Raw genomic sequence first — 20470 nt, 5'->3', positions numbered from 1 at the left:
CGGTTGATCACCGCCAGTCGAGTTGTTCGACCAACTCCTCGATTGCACGGGCGGCGGTGGCCGACACCGGTTCCTCGGCTTCAGCGCGGACGATGTCATCTTCGGAAACCCCTGCGGCTTGGGCGGTTTCGCCGATGGTCAGGTTGGCGCTGCGGCGTGCGGCGTACAGCCGCTGTCCGAGCGTGGCCTGCGGGGACCGCGCGGCCCGCAACATGAGCTCGTCGTAGCGGCCCCGCACCGCGCTCAACGCCTTGATCAGTGCCGGGGTGACGCGGCTGATCTGCGCGGCCCGCGCCGCGACCGACTCGAGCTGGCGCAGGTCGGCAAGAATCTTGGTCACCCGAGGTGTGAACTCGGGGGCGTCCGGGGACGGTAGCGCCTCGATCGCCGACCGAAACGTGCCCACCGCGGTGACGACCGCTTGGGCGATCAGCGGGATCTCGTCGCCGTCGGGCGCCGCGGGCGGCTCAGCACGGGTCGGCGCGGGCTCGCCGCCGCGAAGCCGGGCGATCGTGCCCGCCGGCCATCGCAGCACCTCCTCGAGCTTTGCCCGAGTGCGCTCACGGGGCCAGCTGCGTCCCTTTTCGAACGCGATCAGCGCGCCGGCGTTGATGATGCCCTCGGCGGCAAGTCGACGCTGCGAGATGTTCAGCTCGCGTCGGCGTGCGGCCGCCGCCGCCCCCGCACGCACCATGCCGGGGTCCAGCATCTCGGCCGGCTCGTCGGTCGAATCGGGCTGGCTCATGACTGGCGGTCCCTCGGATTACGCATGGTGAACGGCTCCGCAATCCTATCCGTGTTGCGGTCAACTGCTACATCTTGGCGCGGTGTTGGCGGTGTCTTTCTGTGGCGAAGCTACGACTTCTCATGGAGGCTGGACTGAAGCGCTGCTACATCTTCGACAGGCGTAGCTGGCTGCGATGTCATCGCAGTTCATAACGCTTCTGCTCCGGGAGTTGGCGTCGATTCACACTACTCGCGGGGCCAGCGCCCCAAATTCCATTGTTGTAACTGTTGCATCGCTACGGTTTAGTTCGCTACTTTGTCGTCATCGCGGCGCACCTGCCGCAGACCGGCAGAGGAGCGACAGCAATGAACGCAATGGACTGGGACGAGATGCCCGTCGGCGCCTGCACTCGAGACCCCGAGCGATGGACGACGTCGGCCGACGAGGCGGCCAAGGCGATCTGCCGGGCATGCCCACGTCGATGGTTGTGCGCCCGGGAAGCCTGCGAGCTACCCCGCGCGGAAGGGTTGTGGGCAGGCATCGTGGTGCCCGAGGGTGGCCGTGGCCGCACGTTTGCTCTGAGGCAGCTGCGCTCGCTGGCGGAGCGCAATGGTTATCCGGTTCGCGACCGCCGCCTGTACGCCGAGCCCGCTTGATCGAACGTCCGCCGCCGGTTTCGGGGGGTCGGCGGCGGGCGGCGGGGGCTGGCGTCCAGCGCCGCCGAACGTTCCTTACCGCTCGACATCTCGGCAATTTTTCGAGTGGTAAGGAACGTTCGCGTTCACCAGGTGTCGACGAACCGGCGGCCGACACGACCCGGCGCGTGCGCGGTGGCAGCGGTCAGGGTGTCGATGATGAGCTTGCGCGTTTCCGCCGGGTCGATCACGTCGTCGATCTCAAAGAGCTGAGCGGCGTTGAGCGCCTTGGCGTTTTCCTGCGCGGCGGCCGTGGCCTGGCGGACCCGCTCCTCACGCTCGTCGTCGTCGGCAATCGCCTCCAGTTCCTTGCGCAACCCAAGCCGCACCGCGCCCTCCAGGCCCATCGGGCCCAGGTGCGCCCCCGGCCACGCGACGGTGAGCAGCGGCTCATGCAGGCTGCCGCCGGTCATCGCCTGTGCGCCAAGCCCATAGCCCCGCCGCAGGATCACCGCGATCAGCGGAACCTCGAGCGCCGCAACGGCGACCAGCATCCGCGAGCCGCGGCGCACCAACGCCTCGGCCTCCGCGGCCGGGCCCACCATGTAACCGGGACAGTCGATCAGTGAGACCACCGGCAGCCCGAACGCGTCACACAGTTGCAGGAACCGGGCGGCCTTGTCGGCGGCGGCCGCGGTGATCGCCCCGGCCATCACCATGGTGTTGTTCGCCAGGACGCCGACGGGTCGGCCGTCGATACGGGCCAGCGCGGTCACCATCTCCGGGGCGAACTTGGGCCGCAGGAACGTCACCGATCCCTCGTCGGCCAGCGTCTCGATGATCGGCGCCACCTGATAGGCGCGGCGGGCGCGTTCGGGAACGATTGTGCGCAAACGGGTTTGATCGCTCACCGGGCCGGGCGCCGTTACGCCCTGGAAGTAGCCGAGCAGACGTCTCGTCACCGCGACGGCCTCGGCTTCGTCGGCCACCACGACGTCGACCACCCCGTTGGGGGCCTGCACCTCGATCGGGCCCACGTCGTCGGGCGCCACGTCGCCCAGCCCGCCTCCGGCGATCATCGCGGGTCCGCCCATGCCGATCGAGGCGTCTTCGGTGGCGACGATCAGGTCCGCGCACCCGGCGATCACCGCGTTGCCCGCGAAGCAGCGGCCTTTGACGATCGCGATGCGCGGCACCACTCCCGACAGCGCCGCCCACAGCTTGAACGCGCGCGCGTCGAGCGCGGACACCACGGGATAGTCGGTGTCGCCGGGCCGTCCCCCGCCACCTTCGGCGAAGAACACGGTCGGCAGGCGCATCCGCTCGATCAACTCGAACAGCCGATCCTTCTTGCGGTGCCCCAGCGCGCCCTGGGTACCGGCGAGCACGGTGTAGTCGTAGGACAGCACCGCGCACGCGCTGCGCTGCTCGCCGAACAGGTCGCCGTTGATGCGCGCGGTTCCGGCGATCAGCCCGTCGGCGGGGGTGCGGGCGATCAGGTCCTCGAGGTCACGGCGGTGGCGTTGCGCGGCGATCGCGAAGCGTCCGTACTCGATGAACGAGCCCGCGTCGACGAGGTCGTCGAGATTCTCGCGCGCGGTGCGCCCGTTCGCGGCGTGCCTGCGCTCGACGGCCTCGGGGCGGGCGGCGTCCTCGGTCAGCGCCCGCCGGCGCAGCAGTTCGGCGTGATCGTCGCGGATCGGCCCCTCCGACTCGGTCATCGCGCTGATGCTAATGCCCGGGAAGTTATCCACAGGCGGCTGTCGGCGTGCGCGTTTCTGTCGGCGCTTCGGCTTAGCGTGCGGACATGAGTAACTGGATCAACACCGTCAGCCGTGACCACGTCGAACGTGGGGTGCGTGGCCGCTTCACCCAAGCCACCCACGGCAAGCCTCACATGTTGCGCCGGATGGCGCGTGGCGACTGGATCGTGTTCTATTCGCCGCGCACCGTCTATCCCGACGGCCCGCCGCTGCAGGCCTTCACCGCGATCGGTCAGGTCGTCGACGACGAGCCCTATCAGGACGAGGCTTCGCCCGATGGGCCGTGGCGACGCAATGTCGATTTTCTCGACTGCGCGGAAACGCCCATCCGTCCGCTGCTGGAACAGCTCGAGTTCGTCGAGGACAAGTCCCGATGGGGATACAAGTTCCGGTTCGGCGTCTTCAAGATCGGTGACGGCGATCTGGAGGTGATCCGTTCGGCGATGACGAGTACGAAGTAGGCCTACTGTGGATTGGTGAGCAACACCGAACCCGCGCCTGCCGAAGTCGCCTGTGTCGCATCGCCGTTCGCGGGTGTGCTGCATCCGCGGGAGGTGCCGCTGGGCGGGCCGCGGGCGATCCGGGTGCGGCGCACCCTGCCGCAGCGGGAACGCTCGCTGATCGGGGCGTGGTGTTTCGCCGACCACTACGGTCCGCAGGACGTGCGCAGCGGCCCGGGCATGGACGTGCCGCCGCACCCGCACACCGGGCTGCAGACCGTCAGCTGGTTGTTCAGCGGCGAGGTGGAGCACCGCGACAGCGCAGGCGTGCACGCGATGGTGCGGCCCGGCGAGCTGAACCTGATGACCGCCGGCGCGGGCATCTGCCACTCGGAGGTGTCCACCGCGGCCACCACGGTGCTGCACGGTGTTCAGCTGTGGGTGGCGCTGCCGGACGCCGACCGCGACACCGGCCGCGACTTCGCGCATTACGTGCCGACTCCCCGTGCGGTCGGCGGGGCGACGCTGCGGGTCTTCCTCGGTGAGCTCGCGGGCCAGCGCTCCCCCGTGCACACGTTCACGCCGCTGCTCGGCGCACAGCTCGACCTGGAGCCCGGCGCGGAGCTGACGCTGGAGGTCGACCCGACATTCGAGCACGGGGTGCTGCTCGACCAGGGCGGCGTCGCCGTCGGCGACACTGCGTTGGAGGTGGCCGACCTGGCCTTCCAAGCGACCGGCAATCCCGAGCTGACCGTGACGAACGGCGCTGCGCGCCCCGCACGCGTCATCGTCCTCGGTGGCCCGCCATTCCCCGAAGAGCTCATGATGTGGTGGAACTTCGTCGGCCGCAGCCACGACGACATCGCGATGTACCGCGCGCAGTGGCAGGACCACCACGACCGCTTCGGCGAAGTACAGGGCTACCGGGGTGCGATCCCGCGGCTGCCCGCCCCGGCACTGCCCAACGCCACCCTGCGTCCGCGCCGCAATCCCGGGGTATAGATAGGCCATGACCACCGACAAGACCGGCGCACCCACCGAGGTCGTCAAGGAATCCGACCGCTTCAGCATCAAGGTGCAGGGGCAGACCGCCGGGTTCACCGAGATCGCCGACCGTGACGGCCAGCGCGTCTTTCCCCACACCGAGGTCGACGACGCCTATCAAGGCCGCGGCCTGGCCACGATCCTCATCGGCGAAGCGCTGCAGCAGACCCGCGACGCCGGGCTGCGGACCGTGCCGGTGTGCGAGATGGTGGCCGCCTATGTCGACAAGCATCAGGAGTACGCCGACGCCGTCGATCCGGTGTCCCCCGACGTGGAGCGCTGGCTGGCCGACAGGTAGCGGCCAGCTATCGTCTTCGCGGTGACGACGGCGCTTTTCACCCCGGACGGCGACGCGTATGTCCCCGGCCCGCTCGCGCGGGGCCCCTGGGGGCAGACGATCAGCGGAAACTATGTCGGCGGCCTGCTCGGCCACGTACTCGAGCGCGACGCCGGCGAACCCGACTTCCAACCCAGCCGACTGACCGTCGACCTGTTCCGGCCCGCGGCGCTGGCTCCGGTTCGCGTCGAGACCGCGGTCGTCCGCGCGGGTCGTCGCCTGAAGCTGGTCGACGCGCTGATGCGGCAGAACGACACCATCGTCGCGCGGGCCACCGCCCTGTTCCTGCGCCGTGGGGAGCAACCGCCCGACGAGATCTGGACGTCGCCGGTGACCATGCCCGCGCCTCCCGCGATACCGAATCCGATCCCGCGCGGGTTGTCCACCCTGGTGTGGACCTACGGCAAGGACAACCGCGAACCCGGTCCCGGCGAAGGCCTGGAGAACTGGCAGCACTCCGGTCCCAAACACATCTGGGTGCACGACTTCCGCCCCCTGATCGCAGGCGAAGAGCTCACGCCGTTCACCCGCGCGGCGATGGCCGGGGACATGGTCAGCTCGTTGACGCACTTCGGGCCCAGCGGATTGCAGTGGATCAACGCCGACTACACGCTGACGCTGGCCCGCCTGCCGAAGGGGCCGTACCTGGGGCTGGCGGCGCTGACGCACTACAGCGACGCGGGGGTGGCCACCGGCAGCGCGACGATCGTCGACGAGCACGGCCCGATCGGCAGCGGCGTGGCCAACGCGCTGTCCAACCCCGGCTTCTCCCCGCCGCGCCTGTAAACCCGCTGCGGGCCGACCGTCACGCCGCGCGAATTCTGCCGCAGGGTCGTGGTTTTCGCCGCTCCACAGCCCTGGCGCAGAACTCGGCGCAAAAGGCCCCGGGCGCAGAGGCGCAAACAGAAAACACCCCACGGAATGTCCGCGGGGTGCTTCCATGCTCTCGGGTCAGCTGAGGCCGACGACCTCCTGGGCGATGGCGGCCAGGCGCGTCTGCGCCGCCGACACCAGCCGCTGACGGTTCTTGTTCATCTCCTCGTAGGCGATGATCGTGCGGATGTCGCTCGGATCGTCGAGTTCCTTCACCGCGGCGACCGCGTCGTTCTGGTTCAGCTCGTCGTAGTCCTCGATCGGCAGCTCGTCGGCGTCGACGAAACCGCCTGCCGCGCGGGCCTTGTGCAGCGCATCGGCCGCGTCGCCGGCGCCCTCACGGCGCACCACGTCCTCGGCCCGCTTCAGCGCGCCGTCCCGCGAGGCGCCAAGCGCCTTGAGCGTGATCTCGCTGGCACGTCGCGCCCGCTCACGCAGGTCCTCGACGGCCGGCCCGGCGGAGCGCACCAGTTCGGCGACCCGCTCGACCCCTTGAGCCGACCACTGCCCCGGCAGGTTGACCAGCTTTACCGCGGTGCCGGCGGCGGCCTGCATCGGGGTGCGTTGCAGCGCGGCCGGCCCGCCAAGCGCGTCCTCGGCCAACACCGTGGTCAGCCAGTGCACGGTCGCCGAATGCGCGGTGATCAACCGGTCGGCGAGGTCCTGGATCTCAGGCTGCTTGGCCGAAACGGCGAGCGCCTTGATGTAGCGAGCGCGATCCAGCAGCTGGTTCTCCAGCGCCAGGTCGCCGAGCAGCGCCTCGTCGAACGGCTGCGCCTGCTCGGTCAGCGCCTTCACCGCCGCGGCGGCGCGGCCGAAGAACGGGCCGACGGTGTCAGGGAATCCGCCGAGGTCGCGGATCGCCTTCTCGATCGCCTCGGCGCGGATGCGGCCGTTCTCGGCGTTCTCGCTGAGCTCACGGCGGACGGCGTCGGTCCTGGCCTGCGTGATCCGGGTCTCGGCGACCTGGATCTCGGTGTGGGTCAGGTCGAGCATCGTGCGCAGTTGCCTGAGCAAGGTGGTTCCTGTAGCGGTAGTCATGAAATTTGGCCCCTTAGGCGTTGACGAAATGGGTCGGCGCTGGGGTGCACCTTGCTCGTTGGCTACCCGGTCGCCGGGGAAGCCGAACACGGGGCGGTGTGAGATAAATCGCAGTCGCGTCAGCGTGGCTGCAGGATGACCACCGGAATCTCGCGATCGGCCCAGGCCTGATAGGTGTCGAAGTCGGCGTACGCCTCGACCAGTTTCGGCCACAACCGCGCCCGCTGCTCGGGTGTGGCAGTCACCGCGCGCACCGGACGGCGCTCCGAGCCGATCTCGATGTATGCATCCGGGTTGGCGACCAGGTTGCGGTACCACTGCGGATCGGTGTCGCGCCCGCCCTGGGAGGCCACCACGATCACGTCGTCGCCGTCGCAGATGAACACCAGCGGTGACACCAACCGCCTGCCGGACTTGCGCCCGATGTGCTCGAGCAGCAGTGTCGGCACCGGCTTCTTGAACCCCGCGCCCACTCGCCAGTTGGCGCCGACCCGTCCGCCGGTGCGGCGATACACCCACACGTGCGCCTTGCCCGCGTACTTCATCACCGTCGAGACGATCGGCGAGTTGAGCTGTTTCGGCTTCTTCGTCGGGTCCATGCGCTCAACCTAGGTACTGGGCGGTGCTGCCGCCGAGCGGCATCTCGGGCATGCCGAGCTTGCGATGGTCCCAGCTGCGGGTGCGGCTGGGCACCACCCGCACGCAGATGCGGTTGCGCATCATCTGGTCGACGAACGGGCGCATCTCCTCGGAGTACGGCCCGGTGTAGCGCTCCCACACGCTGATGCCCACGCGCAGAGCGGTTTCCGGGTCGTCGACGATCTCACCGCGGCCCTCGATCGACACGCCGCGCAGGGTGTCGTAGGTGTGGCCGTCCTCGATCAGCACGGTCACCGTCGGGTTGCGCCGCAGGTTGACGGCCTTCTGCGACTTGGCCTTGGTCTCGAACCAGATCTCCCCGTCGAGCACGCCGTACCACATCGCGACCAGGTGCGGTCGGCCGTCGGGTAACAGCGTGGCGAGGGTGGCGGTTCTACTGCGTTCGATGTATTCGGCGATCTCGTCGTCGGTCATGACGATCTTCGCGCGTTCGTTCTTGCCCACGCCCCAGATACTTTCAGGTCGCCGCGGCGCTGACGGTCACCGGGATGCCGTTGAGCGCGCCGTTGCCCGACGGTTCGTCGAGGAACGTGGGTGGCGACAGCACGTTGGTGTTGACGCCGGGTGACGCATTGGCGACCGCCATGCGGGTGCCGGGCTTGCCGTGGCCCCAGCCGTGCGGCATCGACACCACGCCCGGCATGATCGCGTCGGTCACCTCGACGGGCACCTCGATGCTGCCGGTCTCGGAGGTCACCGTGACCAGGTCGCCGGAGGTCACCGCGCGTTTGGCCGCATCGTCGGTGTGCATCAGCAGGGTGCAGCGGTCCCTGCCCCTCATCAGCGGCGCGACGTTGTGCAGCCAGGAGTTGTTGGACCGCAGGTGTCGGCGGCTGACCAGAACGAGTTCCTCGGGGGCGCGCTCGAGCCGCGCGGCCAGCCGCGGCAGATCGTCGAGCAGATACCGCGGCGCCAGCCGGATCTTCTGGTCGGCGGTGCCGAGCGCCTCGGGCACCCGCGGCACCATCGGGCCGAAGTTGATGCCGTTGGGGTGGGCCTTGAGCTTCTCCAGCGTCAGCCCGTCGGGGTTCTCGCCGTAGCGGTCGCCGAACGGGCCGGTGCGCAGGGTGAGGTCGAGGATGCGTTCGGGGCCGCCGTGATCGTAGTGCTTGCGCAGCTGCGCGCCGTCGAAGCCCTGGGTGAACGCCATGTAGTCGAAGAAGCCGTCGTCGATGGCGGCGACGTCGACGTCCTCGGCGGGGGTTCCCGTGCACAGGCCGGTCAGCCGGATCAGGATCTCCCACTCCTCGGGCCGGTCGGGGTCCTCGGGCGCGAACACCGGCGCCGAGTAGTTGGCGATGCTGTTGATGGCGAAGTGCAGGATCAGGTCGTCGTGGTGTGGTTGTTCCAGCGGCGACGGCGCGGGCAGCAGGACGTCGGCGTGCCGGGTGGTTTCGTTGATCCACATGTCGACGGCGATCATCGCGTCCAGCATCGGCAGCGCCTCGTCGAGTTTGTGGCCGGCGGGCGTGGACAGCACCGGGTTGCCCGCGACGGTGATCAGCGCCTTGATCTGGCCCTCCCCCGGCGTCGTGATCTCCTCGGCCAGACACGACACCGGCACCTGGCCGAGCACTTCCTTGGCGCCGCGGACCCGGGTGCGGAACCGGCCGAAGTCCGGCGCGCCGTCTTCCAGGCCGGGGATCGGCTGCACCGTCACCGACCACGCCGCCGCACGGGGGAACATCGAACCGCCGGGGGTATCGAAGTGGCCGGTGAGGATGTTGATGACGTCGACGAGCCAGCTCGCTAGACTGCCGAACTCCTGGTTGCACAGGCCGATTCGGCCGTACACCACCGCGCGCTCGGTGCCGGCCAGCTCACGGGCCAACGCCCGGATGCGGTCTGCGCTCACCCCCGTCGTCGCCGCCACCCGCTCCGGTGACCAGCCGGCGGCCACCTCCCGCATCCGCTCAACGCCGTCGACGTAGGGCCCCACCGCGCCCAGGTTGACCAGGTTCTCGGCGAACAGCGTGTGAGCGACGGCCAACAGCAGCGCGGCGTCGGTGCCCGGGGTGATCGGCAGCCATTCGTCTGCGCGGTCAGCGGTGGCGGTGCGCACCGGGTCGATGACAATCACCTTGCCGCGCTTTCGGATTCCGTCGATGATGCCCATCACGTCGGGTGCGGCCAGCAGCGAGCCCTGCGACGCGGCCGGGTTGGCCCCCATCACCACCAGCAGGTCGGTGCGCTCGATGTCGGGGACCGGGAAGGTCCACCAGCCGCCGTACATCAGGTGCGACGACAGGTTTTTCGGCCACTGGTCGACGGTGCCCGGCGAGTAGGACAGCGAAATGCCCGACATGCCAAGCAGCACACCGGTGTAACGGCCCAACGAGAACGAGTGCGCCAGCGGGTTGCCGGTGTAGCAGGTCACCGCACCGATGCCGTGTTTCTCGATGATCGGGGCGAGCAGTTCGGTGCAGCGCCGAAACGCGGTGTCCCAGCTGACCTCTTGCCACTGCCCGTCGACCCTGATCATCGGGCGGCGGATCCGGTCGGGGTCCTCGTGCACGGCGCCGAGGGTGGCGCCTTTGGGGCAGATGTGGCCGCGGCTCCAGGTGTCTTCGCGGTTGCCGCGGATGCCGGCGACCCGCCCGCCCTCGACCTGGATCTCCAGCCCGCACATGGCTTCGCACAGCGGGCAGGTGTACAGATGGCGCCCGTCTTCGCCGACACCTGCTATGGGCCTGCTGAGTTCGACGGTCACGGCGGCCTCCTCGCTCGGTGGCGCGAAATAGCATTCCGGGTCGCGATTTCGGTTTCTGAACAGCCCGGAATGCTATTTCGCGGCAGGGGCAATTTGTTGTGACAGACTGTAACGACAAACCGGGGTGGAGGGACGGAATTGGTCGACACCGTGACGTCGCGGCATCGACGCCAGGGGTCACGCCGGGACCCGGCGATCGACGCGGCGGTGCTGGCGGCGACGCGTCGGCTGCTGATCGAGCGCGGCTACGCGGCCACCACGATCGACCTCATCGCCAGCACCGCGGGGGTGAGCCGGCCCGCCGTCTATCGCCGGTGGCGCTCCAAGGCGCATCTGGTGCACGAGACGCTGTTTCCCGACCTCGGCCCCGACCGCCCCGCCGACGACTTCGCCGCCGAGATCGTCCGGCTGTGCCGCGGCGCGCTGGACATGTACACCGATCCCGCCGTGCGGGAAGCAATTCCCGGTCTGCTCAACGACTTACGGTCGGACCGCCGAATGCGCCGCCTGCTCAGCGACCGGTTGGAGGCCACCGCGCGCAGCCAACTGGCCCACCGGCTGAGCGCGGCGGTCATCGACGGGACGGCGCGCGACGGCATCAGCGCCGACACCGTCATGGACGCGATCGCCGGCGGCGCCTGGTACGCGGTCTGCGTGCGCCGGATCAAAGACGTCGATGCCGCGGCCGCCGAACTCAGCGACCTGCTGCTGAACGGCCTGCTCAGCTCAACAGCATGATGTACTGCGCCGCCGCCAACTGCTGAGCGGTGAGCAGCGTGGGCCCGGCGGCCTCGATCGCGTACTCGTCGGCGGTCACCAGGCAGTAGAAACTGTTGTCCTTCAACTGCATGCAGCGGCTTTCCGGCATGTTGCGCACCGGGTTCGCCGGTCTCGACGTCGGCGACACCTCGGCGTAGAACTCGTCGACGACGGCCTTGGCGCCCGCCGGGTCTTCGGCCTCATAGACGCTGGCCTTGGCCATGGCCACCAGGTCGGTCCCGGTGTCGGCGAACAGCTTGGCCGAGCGGGTGGGATCGCTCTGGAAGTGCAGCGCGCCGCGGCGCTCATAGGTGGTGTTCTTCGTCAGCATCGGGTCGGGCGCCTCGACCGGAATCACTCGGGCCAACAAGCCGGTCGGATCGATGCTGATGTCGGCGAACTCCGACGGTGCGGTGGCGCGGAAGCGGTCGATCTCGGGGCCCTGCAGATCCAGGGTCTTGGCGACCAGCTCAGCCGCCTGCTCCGCGCTGTCGGGGGCCTGCGCGAGCTGCATCAGCACATACGGGCCGTGGGCAGCGAACGAGCGCACCGCATGCCGCTTGCCCGCCTGCCGATCGACCGTGGTGTAGGTGTTGGCCTTGGCGTCGGGATGGCGGGGAATGCCCGTCGTCTGCGCGGGACCGTCGGCGCCCTGCTGCTGCATCGCCGCCTCGCCCAGCGCGGTGGCCGCCGCTTCGGCGGCGTCGTCGTCGGGGAACCGCAGGACCGCGTTCAACAACAGCTTCTTGTTCTCTTCGGTGCGCGCGGTGGCGAAGCCGTTGATGAAGTTGTGCCGACTCACCACCATGCCGAGCTCGCCGGGACCGATCAGCCCGAGGGCCTGGGCCTTCGGCAGCACCATGGCGCCGAAGCCGAACCAGTCTTTCAGCGCGGGATCGACCTCCCATGGGCCGATGACGTGGTTGGCCATCCGCTGTGCCTCGATCACCATGCCGCGCAGCGGATCCCCTGCGACGCCGAGCGGCTTACTGGGCTTGGTCGGGAACGGACCCACGTCGAGCTGGTCGAAATCGAGTGCCCCCTGCGCGCCCGTCGCCTTCACCGGGTTTCCGGCGACGGTCGAGCTGCACGCCGCGGACGTCAGCGCGATGACAAAGAGAAGGACGAGAACTGGGTGGCGCATCAATGGCAACCTACCCGGTCAGCTCCAAGATGGACGTCAGGAGTGCCGGATGCGTTTCGTCCGCGGATATTGCGGTCCTGAGCTGCGCCGCGGTGTCAGCCGCGCGCTCCCTCACAGTGGCGGCAGCGGCGGAGGTACCTGACACAGCCACGCGATCGCCTGGTGTCCGTCACGGCTGAGTGTGCCGGTCGCCGAGTCGAACTCAGCTGCAGCTATACAAAATGGCCCAAGGCTGGTGCTGCGCGGTAATGCGTCGATGTCGCTCTCGCTCCATTCAGCAGTCACCCTCAGGTTTCGCACCACGAGCATGCCGACCGTGATGAGGGTCAACGGATCATGGGGTTCGGCGCCACGTCCGCTGCTGAGCTGGTGTGCCTCGTAACCGGGCACTTGCCAGTCGTTCCTGGCGAGAAAGGCGTCGTCCCACCACGGCCGATCGAAGCGGACCAAGCAGTAATCGAACCGGACCGAGAAGTTGCTCGACGTCGACTTCTCAGACGTCGTCCCGGCAAGGACCGAGTCGATCACGGACACCTCAGCGAGGACGTCAATGGCTGCCGGATTCCACCGGAAGGTTGGGGAATGCACGACGGTCTCATCGACGGGTAGGACAACACGACCGGCCGCCGCGGCCAGTTCGGGGTTGACCACGGCGTTGAGTAACCGCCCCCGCGCGGCTCCGGCGGCTGTGGCGATCGGTGTGGCGATCGGTGTCACGTCCAGGCCGATCCCGACCTCGTCGTCGGCATCGTCGACGCCGCCTTCGGTGAGAGTCGCGGCCCGGACGAAATCGGTGACGGCCGGGTTGATCACCGCTCGTAGCTGGCGTAGGTGGGGTGGTATCTCCTCGGGCCAGATGAAGGGGTCCTCTTCTGGACCGACCGGGGGGATACGCCGGTATTCGCGCGGCGGCACCGGCACGTACCACGGTGCCTGGTGGTCCGGCGGTGGGTTCTCGGCAGCGCCGACGCTATAGGTCTGCCAAGAATCTGAACCAGGCTCAAACCAGTCCACTGGAACCATCGAGGTCGCGTAATACCGGACATTGACGCCGGCGGGCAACGGCGAGCCGTCGGGACTTGCCGCCAGCACCAGCTCGCAGTTGGCCAGTGCATTGATGGCCTCGGTCTTGGCCGTTTCGAACGCGGCCCGGGCGTCGGGATTACTGGCCGGCGGGCCGTTGCTGCCGCGCACGAGATCGCGGTACCAGCGGGACAGCGCCGATCCTCCCCGTGGCACATAAGAACCGTTGCCGAGCGCATTCGCCGCCGGGATCTGGTCGGCGAGCGCCGCTGCGCGCTGATGGGCGAGCAATCCACCCACTCCGCCGCCAACCGCGCTGCCGAACTCCCGTACTGACAGTGGATGTCCGAGAGGGTCGAACACCAGCAAGACGCTGCCGGGTCCACCGTCTCCGCCCAGCGGAAAGCGATCGGCGAAAAAGCTCTGCAACCCCGTGGCCAGATCGTCCAGTGTGGTCGGCATGATGCAGTTCTCCTAAGCCTATTCGGGCAGGTTCGGGTCGTCTTCGGGCGGGCACAGCGGAAGAATCTCGCCCAGCCAACCCACCACTTGCGCACCGTTGATGACCAGGGTGTTGCCCTCGAAGTAGGCACCGAAGTCGTTGCGGACGTCGTTGCCGGCCTCGTCGCGGAAATCGCCCTTGTATTCCGATTCGTCGTGTCGATAACCACCGGTAAGGGAAAGGAAGCTGAACACTGGGACGCTGACGTTTCCGCCGATCGATTCCCCTCCGCTGCTGTCCGAGCGGTGTCCGTTGCTCCAGTAACTCTCCAGAGTTGCCTTGTCAGATCCCCAGTCCTCGGCAGTGATCCGCACGTTGCGGACCACTACGATCGCGGTGGGCAACATAGGCAGCAACTTGTCGTGGTCGCCGACCTGATCGGCGATGCTCCCGGTGCTGATGGCGCCCCTGCGCTGACCGGGCAGATACCAGCCGCCGAGGTGGAAAACGTCGGTGACCAGCCACGGCCGCGAGATCTCGCAGATGCCGTATTCCAGCTCGATGCTCAGGTTGGTCGCGTTCTCGCTGAACGTGGTGCCGTCGTGAGCCGAGTTCGAGTAGCTGGAATTCGACTGGGATTCCCACTCCGAGTAATTGCCTGCGAAGCCGAATCCGAAGATACCGACTCCGGCGGTTCCGCTGCTCGACTCCGAGCTGCCGGACCATTGTCCGGCGTTCAGAGAGTGCCCGTGCTTCTCGAAATGCGTTCGGTACGTCCGAGAGTCGTGCTTCAAGGTCGTCCACCCGATGTCTTGCGTCTCGATCTGACTCCACTCGCTTGGGAAGATATAGGTGTAGGGAATCCGCCCGTCCAGACCGCCGGGGATACCCGGAATCGCCGCCTGCCACGCACCGAAGAGGTTCTTGGCGCGCAGAATGGCGCCTTCGCTCAGCGGCACGCCGACGGATGCGCGGGTCGCCAACGCGGCTTCTACCTCGGCGGCGCCCTGCGACATCCACTTTTCCCTGGCGTCATCGACGGCCGCCGAGAACGGCAACAGCAGGGCTCCGGCCGCTGGACCCCGTTCGGGATCGTTGAGCAAGGTGATCTCCTGGGCCGCCAGATCCCCAATCGCCTTCGCGTAGGCATTGCGATTCTTCTTGTAGCGCGCATACTTTGGCGTGTCATTGCCGTCGGCGTCTTCAAGCACCGCCGTCGCAGCGTCGAGACGGGCCTGCTCCTCGGCTGAGCGGGGGGGAGTGGGCTTCGCGGTCATCGAACTGAGAATGTTCTGGTACTGGAAGGCCACATGACGTCCGCCACCCGAATAGTATTGTGTCGTACCGTCATCGGTGACCATCAGCATCTTGTCGAAGAAGTTGAACGTCTTGAATGCCGCATCATAGGCGCGGCGGATGATAGGGCTTACCGACTCCGGTGGATCAGTCGCCCCATCTGCCGGGCGCTGACCGGATCTCAGCTCTGCCACCCCGCCGATCGGGCTCCACGGTTTGGCGAAGTCACGTGGACTGACCATCAGACCCGGCACCATTTGGCAGTACACATAGCCGGTGGTCGTGGAGCCGTCGCTGCGGGTAGGCCTCGATGCGCGGATATCGGTGATGATCTCGCTGAGCATGCTTGCTGCCAGCGCACGGGGTTCATTGTCAATAGGCATGGCTGCGTGTCCTTTTCGTTGACTCGAGTGGTTTGATTACTGTTGCGGTGCCGCTTCGACGACACGGAAGCTTCCACATTGATCGGTTCGCCAGCTCACTATGAGCCAGTCAGCCCGTTCCATGGCCAAGGCCGCGCTTCTCGCATCGTCGAGCGACGGGTAGAGGCCGGTCAGCTGGATTTCGCAGTCATGGCTGAGCGGGTCGCGCCCAATACCGGCAAAGACTTCGAGTGACCCGACGCCGTAGGCGTCCATGGCTTCGAGCAGCGGATCGGCTGCCTCCGGTAATGCGGTCTGATTCAACGGCAGAACGGCCCGCGCTGAAGCACCGATCTCGATCAGTGCGACAACCAAACCGGCCACTCCTGCAGCGATTTTCGCGAGTGCGACCAGCTCGTAGACTCCGTGTAGGATTTCGGCTCCGGTGATCAGGTGGGCGAACCCTTCACCCGGCGACGGCTCGCCGGCGGAAATGCACCGGCCGATGTCCAGGCCATCGATAGCGCCCTGCCGGCCCGCCTGAACACCCTCGGAATACGCCGTACCGTCGTTGGCGTCCATTTCGTCAGGCGGGTCGAGCGGGATTGACACGTCGGCGTAACCCGAGACAAAACCCATCGCCCACGCGTCAGCCAGGCTGGGGCTCGGATGACCGAGATAAGGGTTTTCAACCATGCGATCTCCTTGTTTTGCAGTCGAGCGGAACGTATTTCGCTGCAAACCAGATGGCATGCGTAGTTGACTACTCGTTGAAAGCGCAACCAACCCACAGCGTCGCTGCGACAGTTGAGAAGGCGTCGATGCTGTTGTCACACCGGTCTTCTCAACTTTGATCAGTTGCCGTGGGCATTCGCCAGTATGCGGAGCAGCTATCGTCTTCGTGCTCCGGCCAGCCTCACGGAAGCGCGCTGAGCCCGCGCGCCAGGGTGGCCGCGAGCGTTACCCACCACGGCGGCCGCGGTGAAGCGTGGCGCGTCGTCGGCACTGGCAGCCTCCTGGGAACCCTCGATCCGACCGGGGTCAGCGGTCTGGCGGGGGCCACCGGTTGCCTTTGTATGGCGGCACCAGGTGTGGGCCGCGATGGTCCCACGGCGGCTCGCCAAGCGGTGCGGACGAGGCTACACCGATTCCAGAACCGTGGACGGACGCGTAGCCAAGCCGGGCCTGAAATTGTCAGCTGGCCACGTCGCTACGACACCCCCAAAGACCCGACGCGGCGCGACTGCGCCGCGCTAAGCCGCGGCAGTAGTGCAAACGGCCTCTGCTGCACTCGCTACACAAAGAGGTCGCGGACACCGAGTCCGCGACCTCTGCGATTGTGGGCGAAGGGGGACTTGAACCCCCACGTCCCGAAGGACACTGGCACCTGAAGCCAGCGCGTCTGCCATTCCGCCACTCGCCCCAACAACCGGGGGAGCCTATCACGCAGGCGCCCCGACTCTTCAACCGTACCGATGCTCCCCCACGGCCCGCCACCTGCGCCGACGCCGACCGTTGCCGAGCCTCTGAGCTGCTTGAATGCAACTCTCACGATTTTGTTGGTCCCACTGGCGTGTGCTGGGCCGATACCATGCAATTGAGCGATGTGGCCAGCGACACGCTGGTGAGCAAAGTCGTGAGCAGAATCGACAGATACCTACGAGTGAGGCAGGCGGTGACATGGGTCTGGTCGACCGTATCGAGCGCAAGCTCGAGTCGACCGTCGGTGACGCATTCGCGCGGGTCTTCGGCGGTGCGATAGTCCCGCAGGAGGTCGAGGCGATGCTGCGCCGAGAAGCCGACGCCGGCGCGCGTGAGGTGCTCGGCGGCCGGGTTTTGGCTCCGAACGACTACGTCATTACGCTCAGTGTGCCTGACTATCAGAAGGTGAGCGCCGACCCCGACCTGACATCAGCGACTTTCGCCAAGCACTTGGAGGGCTACATCCATGAGCAGGGATGGCAAACATATGCTGATGTCGTCGTCAGGTTCGAACAATCATCCAACCTGCACACCGGACAGTTTCGCGCGCGTGGCGCGGTCAATCCTGACACGACCACTGGCGAGCCCGCCCCACCACCTCGAGAACTCTCTTCTAACGCAGAATCAGGAGTACCACCGATGAGCGACAACCCAAGCTACCGCGGCGGTCAGGGTCCGGGGCGCCCCACCGACGAGCCCTACGACGACCGGTACGACCGGCCGCAGGACCCGCGCGGTCCGTACCCGCCACAGGAGCAGGCCGGCTACCCGCCGCCGCCTCCGCCGCAAGGCGACCAAGGCTATCCCCCGCGCCAGGGCGGCTACCCCGACCACGGCGGCTACCCCGACCACGGCGGCTACCCCGACCACGGCGGCTACCCCGATCAGGGCTACGGGGAGCAGGGCGGCTATCCCGACCAGGCCGGCTACCCCGACCAGGGCGGCTACCCGCCGTCGTCGTATGAGCAGCGTCCGCCCGCCGGCTATGGTCCGCCGCCCGGTGGCGGCTACCCCGACCAGGGCTACCGCCAGGCTCCCGCGGGTTACGGCCCGCCTCCGGGGGGCCAGCCCGGCTACGGCGCGCCCGCCGCGGACTACGACTACGGCCGTCAGCCCGGCCCCCGGCCTGACGAGGGCGGCTACGGCAGGCACGAACCGCGGCCCGCTTACCCCGACCAGGGCGGCGGCCACCCCGATCAGGGCGGCTACGGCGGCGGCTACGGCCGCCAGGATCAGGGCTATGGCGCCCCGGCTGGCGCCCCGGCTGGCGCCCCGCCCGACTACGGCCGCTACGGCGAGCCCGCCGGTGGATACGCCGAGCCCGGCTACGGCGAGCCCGCGGGCGGCGGGTACGACTACGGTCAGCCCGCCGGATACGGCGCCGGCTACGGCCAGGCCGACTACCCCGCCGCGGGCACCTCGGTCACCCTCCAGCTCGACGACGGCAGCGGCCGCACGTATCAGCTGCGTGAAGGCTCCAACGTCATCGGCCGCGGCCAGGACGCGCAGTTCCGGCTGCCGGACACCGGGGTGTCGCGCCGTCACCTGGAGATCCGTTGGGACGGTCAGGTGGCGCTGCTGTCGGACCTCAACTCCACCAACGGCACCACCGTGAACAACGCGCCGGTGCAGGAGTGGCAGTTGGCCGACGGCGACGTGATTCGCTTGGGCCACTCCGAGATCATCGTCCGCATGCACTGACGGAACGGCCGTCACTGGGGGCGAAGCTGGTCGCTTCACCCTCACGTGGATGGCCGTCCAAGTATCGTGACGTTGCGCCGGGACGGCCAGCACGGATGGAGACGGAGAGGACGTCAGATGCAGGGGTTGGTTCTGCAACTGACGCGCGTCGGTTTTCTTCTGCTGCTGTGGTTGTTCATCTGGTCGGTGCTGCGCATCCTGCGCACCGATCTCTACGCACCGACGGGTGCGGTCATGGTGCGTCGCGGCCTGCCGTTGCGGAGGTCCCTGCTGCCCACACGCGGGCGCAACGTGCCCCGGCAGCTGGTGGTCACCGAGGGCGCGCTGGCCGGCACCCGCATCACGCTGGGCAGCCAACCGGTACTCATCGGCCGCGCCGACGACTCCACGCTGGTGCTCACCGACGACTACGCCTCGACCCGGCATGCCCGGCTGTCGCCTCGAGGCTCGGAGTGGTACGTCGAAGACCTAGGATCGACCAACGGCACATACCTTGACAGGGCGAAGGTGACGACGGCGGTACGGGTTCCGATGGGCACACCGATTCGGATCGGCAAGACGGTAATCGAGCTGCGCCCGTGACACTGGTGCTTCGATACGCCGCGCGCAGCGACCGCGGCCTGGTCCGAGCGAACAACGAAGACTCGGTATACGCAGGCGCGCGGCTGCTGGCGCTGGCCGACGGTATGGGTGGGCACGCGGCCGGCGAGGTGGCCTCTCAGCTGGTGATCGCCGCGCTGGCCCATCTCGACGACGACGAGCCCGGTGGTGACCTGCTGGCCCAGCTGGCCGAGGCGGTTCGGGAAGGCAACGCGGCCATCGCCGCTCACGTCGAGGCCGATCCCGAGCTCGAGGGCATGGGCACCACGCTCACCGCAATCCTGTTCGCGGGCAACCGACTTGGTCTCGTCCACATCGGCGACTCCCGGGGCTATCTACTGCGCGACGGCGAACTCACCCAGATCACCAAGGACGACACGTTCGTTCAGACGCTGGTCGACGAGGGCCGCATCACCGCCGAGGAGGCGCACAGCCATCCGCAGCGGTCGCTGATCATGCGCGCTCTGACCGGCCATGAGGTCGAACCCACGCTCATCATGCGCGAGGCCCGCGCCGGCGACCGCTACCTGCTGTGTTCCGACGGGCTGTCCGACCCGGTCAGCCAGGAGACCATCCTGGAGGCCCTGCAGATTCCCGACGTGGCCGAAAGCGCCGACCGCCTCATCGAATTGGCGTTGCGCGGGGGCGGACCCGACAACGTCACGGTGGTGGTGGCCGACGTCGTCGACTACGACTACGGCCAGACCCAACCGATCCTGGCGGGCGCGGTGTCCGGCAACGACGACCAGGTCGCCCCGCCCGACACCTCGGCCGGCCGGGCTTCGGCGTTCAACCCGCGCCGCAACGAAGTCCAACGTGCTCTGCCGCAAGCCGAAGAGCCGGCCGCTCCGCCGGGGTCGGGGCGCCGTATCTTCATCGCCGCGGCGCTGGTGGTGTTGGTGGTGCTGGCCGGGCTCGCCATCGGCCGCGAGGTCGTGCGCAGCAACTTCTACGTCAGCAGTCACGACGGGGTGGTGTCGATCATGCGCGGGGTGCCGGGGTCGTTTCTCGGCTATTCCCTGCAGGAGGTGTACCGGCAGGGCTGCCTGACCCCGCACAACGGGCTCAATCTCGTCAGCCCCGGGCAGGCGCCCGAGAACTGTCAACTGTTCCGCGTCGAAGACCTGAAACCCTCCGAGCGGTACCAGGTCGAAGCCGGCCTGCCCACCGGTTCTGAAGACGAGGCCATCAACCAGATCAGCCAACTGGCCCGCGATTCGCTGCTGCCCGTCTGCCCGCCACCGGCTCCGCCACGGCCCACCACCACGACGTCGCCGCACTCGCCGGGAGCGACGAATTCACCTGGGCTGCCCAATGTTCCGCGCACAACCGCCGAGCGGACACCCGCGCCGGAGAGCCCGCGCACGTCGCCGCCACCGGCACCCGGCACGCCGGCGCCCGCACCGCCCCCGCCCGGCACGCCGGCGCCCG

General features: G+C 68.1%; 19 protein-coding genes and 1 tRNA gene. 9 read left to right on the top strand and 11 right to left on the bottom strand.

The annotated features are described in order from the left end of the window. Positions 1-7: 7 nt before the first annotated feature. Positions 8-745, bottom strand: coding sequence for a helix-turn-helix domain-containing protein (locus tag MELE44368_RS10890; RefSeq protein WP_128108492.1), 738 nt, complete (start codon positions 743-745; stop codon positions 8-10). Positions 746-1092: 347 nt separating this feature from the next. Between MELE44368_RS10890 and MELE44368_RS10885 the strand changes: the two genes are divergently transcribed. Further along, on the top strand, positions 1093-1383 hold the full coding sequence (locus tag MELE44368_RS10885; RefSeq protein WP_046753934.1) for a WhiB family transcriptional regulator: 291 nt from the start codon (positions 1093-1095) through the stop codon (positions 1381-1383). A 125-nt stretch (positions 1384-1508) separates the two neighbouring features. On the opposite strand, the gene MELE44368_RS10880 is transcribed toward MELE44368_RS10885, so the two are convergent. Next, a complete protein-coding gene (locus tag MELE44368_RS10880; RefSeq protein ID WP_128108491.1) occupies positions 1509-3083 on the bottom strand; it encodes an acyl-CoA carboxylase subunit beta in 1575 nt (524 codons plus the stop codon). An 86-nt stretch (positions 3084-3169) separates the two neighbouring features. Here MELE44368_RS10880 and MELE44368_RS10875 point away from each other — a divergent pair, with 86 nt between their 5' ends. The 4 genes from MELE44368_RS10875 to MELE44368_RS10860 are packed head-to-tail and all read left to right on the top strand — an operon-like array spanning position 3170 to position 5732. Next, positions 3170-3586 (top strand): EVE domain-containing protein, encoded by a 417-nt coding sequence (locus MELE44368_RS10875; protein WP_046753932.1) that lies wholly within the window; start codon positions 3170-3172, stop codon positions 3584-3586. Between the two features lie 15 nt (positions 3587-3601). Further along, complete coding sequence (locus MELE44368_RS10870) at positions 3602-4567, top strand: pirin family protein (protein WP_128108490.1); 966 nt, start codon at positions 3602-3604, stop codon at positions 4565-4567. Positions 4568-4574: 7 nt separating this feature from the next. After that, positions 4575-4907 (top strand): GNAT family N-acetyltransferase, encoded by a 333-nt coding sequence (locus MELE44368_RS10865; protein WP_128108489.1) that lies wholly within the window; start codon positions 4575-4577, stop codon positions 4905-4907. A 21-nt stretch (positions 4908-4928) separates the two neighbouring features. Beyond that, positions 4929-5732, top strand: coding sequence for a thioesterase family protein (locus MELE44368_RS10860; protein WP_128108488.1), 804 nt, complete (start codon positions 4929-4931; stop codon positions 5730-5732). Positions 5733-5897: 165 nt separating this feature from the next. On the opposite strand, the gene MELE44368_RS10855 is transcribed toward MELE44368_RS10860, so the two are convergent. From MELE44368_RS10855 to MELE44368_RS10840, 4 genes are all read right to left on the bottom strand, one after another. Further along, a complete protein-coding gene (locus MELE44368_RS10855; protein WP_128108487.1) occupies positions 5898-6860 on the bottom strand; it encodes a ferritin-like domain-containing protein in 963 nt (320 codons plus the stop codon). A gap of 119 nt (positions 6861-6979) precedes the next feature. Next, a complete protein-coding gene (locus MELE44368_RS10850; RefSeq protein ID WP_064930055.1) occupies positions 6980-7459 on the bottom strand; it encodes a nitroreductase family deazaflavin-dependent oxidoreductase in 480 nt (159 codons plus the stop codon). A gap of 4 nt (positions 7460-7463) precedes the next feature. Next, positions 7464-7964 (bottom strand): pyridoxamine 5'-phosphate oxidase family protein, encoded by a 501-nt coding sequence (locus MELE44368_RS10845; RefSeq protein WP_128108486.1) that lies wholly within the window; start codon positions 7962-7964, stop codon positions 7464-7466. Between the two features lie 13 nt (positions 7965-7977). Beyond that, positions 7978-10149: a molybdopterin-dependent oxidoreductase gene (locus MELE44368_RS10840; RefSeq protein ID WP_241566572.1), complete on the bottom strand. Its 2172-nt coding sequence runs from the start codon at positions 10147-10149 to the stop codon at positions 7978-7980. A gap of 219 nt (positions 10150-10368) precedes the next feature. Here MELE44368_RS10840 and MELE44368_RS10835 point away from each other — a divergent pair, with 219 nt between their 5' ends. Then, positions 10369-10968 carry a TetR/AcrR family transcriptional regulator gene (locus tag MELE44368_RS10835; RefSeq protein ID WP_128108484.1) on the top strand — a complete coding sequence of 200 codons (600 nt, stop codon included), beginning with the start codon at positions 10369-10371 and terminating at the stop codon, positions 10966-10968. Here MELE44368_RS10835 and MELE44368_RS10830 read toward each other — a convergent pair. From MELE44368_RS10830 to MELE44368_RS10810, 5 genes are all read right to left on the bottom strand, one after another. Next, positions 10952-12133, bottom strand: a complete 1182-nt coding sequence (locus tag MELE44368_RS10830) for a DUF7373 family lipoprotein (protein ID WP_128108483.1) — start codon at positions 12131-12133, stop codon at positions 10952-10954. The genes MELE44368_RS10835 and MELE44368_RS10830 overlap by 17 nt on opposite strands. Positions 12134-12244: 111 nt before the next feature. Continuing rightward, the gene (locus MELE44368_RS10825) at positions 12245-13618 is read right to left on the bottom strand and encodes a hypothetical protein (protein ID WP_128108482.1); all 1374 of its coding nucleotides are present in this window, start codon (positions 13616-13618) and stop codon (positions 12245-12247) included. An 18-nt stretch (positions 13619-13636) separates the two neighbouring features. After that, positions 13637-15277, bottom strand: a complete 1641-nt coding sequence (locus MELE44368_RS10820; protein ID WP_128108481.1) for a hypothetical protein — start codon at positions 15275-15277, stop codon at positions 13637-13639. Positions 15278-15313: 36 nt separating this feature from the next. Beyond that, positions 15314-15952, bottom strand: coding sequence for a hypothetical protein (locus tag MELE44368_RS10815; RefSeq protein ID WP_128108480.1), 639 nt, complete (start codon positions 15950-15952; stop codon positions 15314-15316). Between the two features lie 644 nt (positions 15953-16596). After that, a tRNA-Leu gene (locus tag MELE44368_RS10810) sits at positions 16597-16679 on the bottom strand. 257 nt (positions 16680-16936) lie between these two features. Here MELE44368_RS10810 and MELE44368_RS10805 point away from each other — a divergent pair. From MELE44368_RS10805 to MELE44368_RS10795, 3 genes are all read left to right on the top strand, one after another. After that, positions 16937-18439: an FhaA domain-containing protein gene (locus tag MELE44368_RS10805; protein ID WP_128108479.1), complete on the top strand. Its 1503-nt coding sequence runs from the start codon at positions 16937-16939 to the stop codon at positions 18437-18439. Between the two features lie 117 nt (positions 18440-18556). After that, positions 18557-19021, top strand: coding sequence for an FHA domain-containing protein FhaB/FipA (locus MELE44368_RS10800; RefSeq protein WP_128108478.1), 465 nt, complete (start codon positions 18557-18559; stop codon positions 19019-19021). Further along, positions 19018-20470, top strand: a 1453-nt coding sequence (locus MELE44368_RS10795; protein WP_164890089.1) for a PP2C family protein-serine/threonine phosphatase, incomplete at its 3' end; no start/stop codon positions are given. The genes MELE44368_RS10800 and MELE44368_RS10795, both read left to right, overlap by 4 nt.

Origin of the sequence: Mycolicibacterium elephantis DSM 44368 (genome assembly GCF_004014805.1) — a bacterium.
GTDB classification, from domain to species: Bacteria; Actinomycetota; Actinomycetes; order Mycobacteriales; family Mycobacteriaceae; genus Mycobacterium; species Mycobacterium elephantis.
The sequence above is the reverse complement of the archived record's forward strand: the minus strand, read 5'-3'. Positions and strand labels throughout refer to the sequence as shown.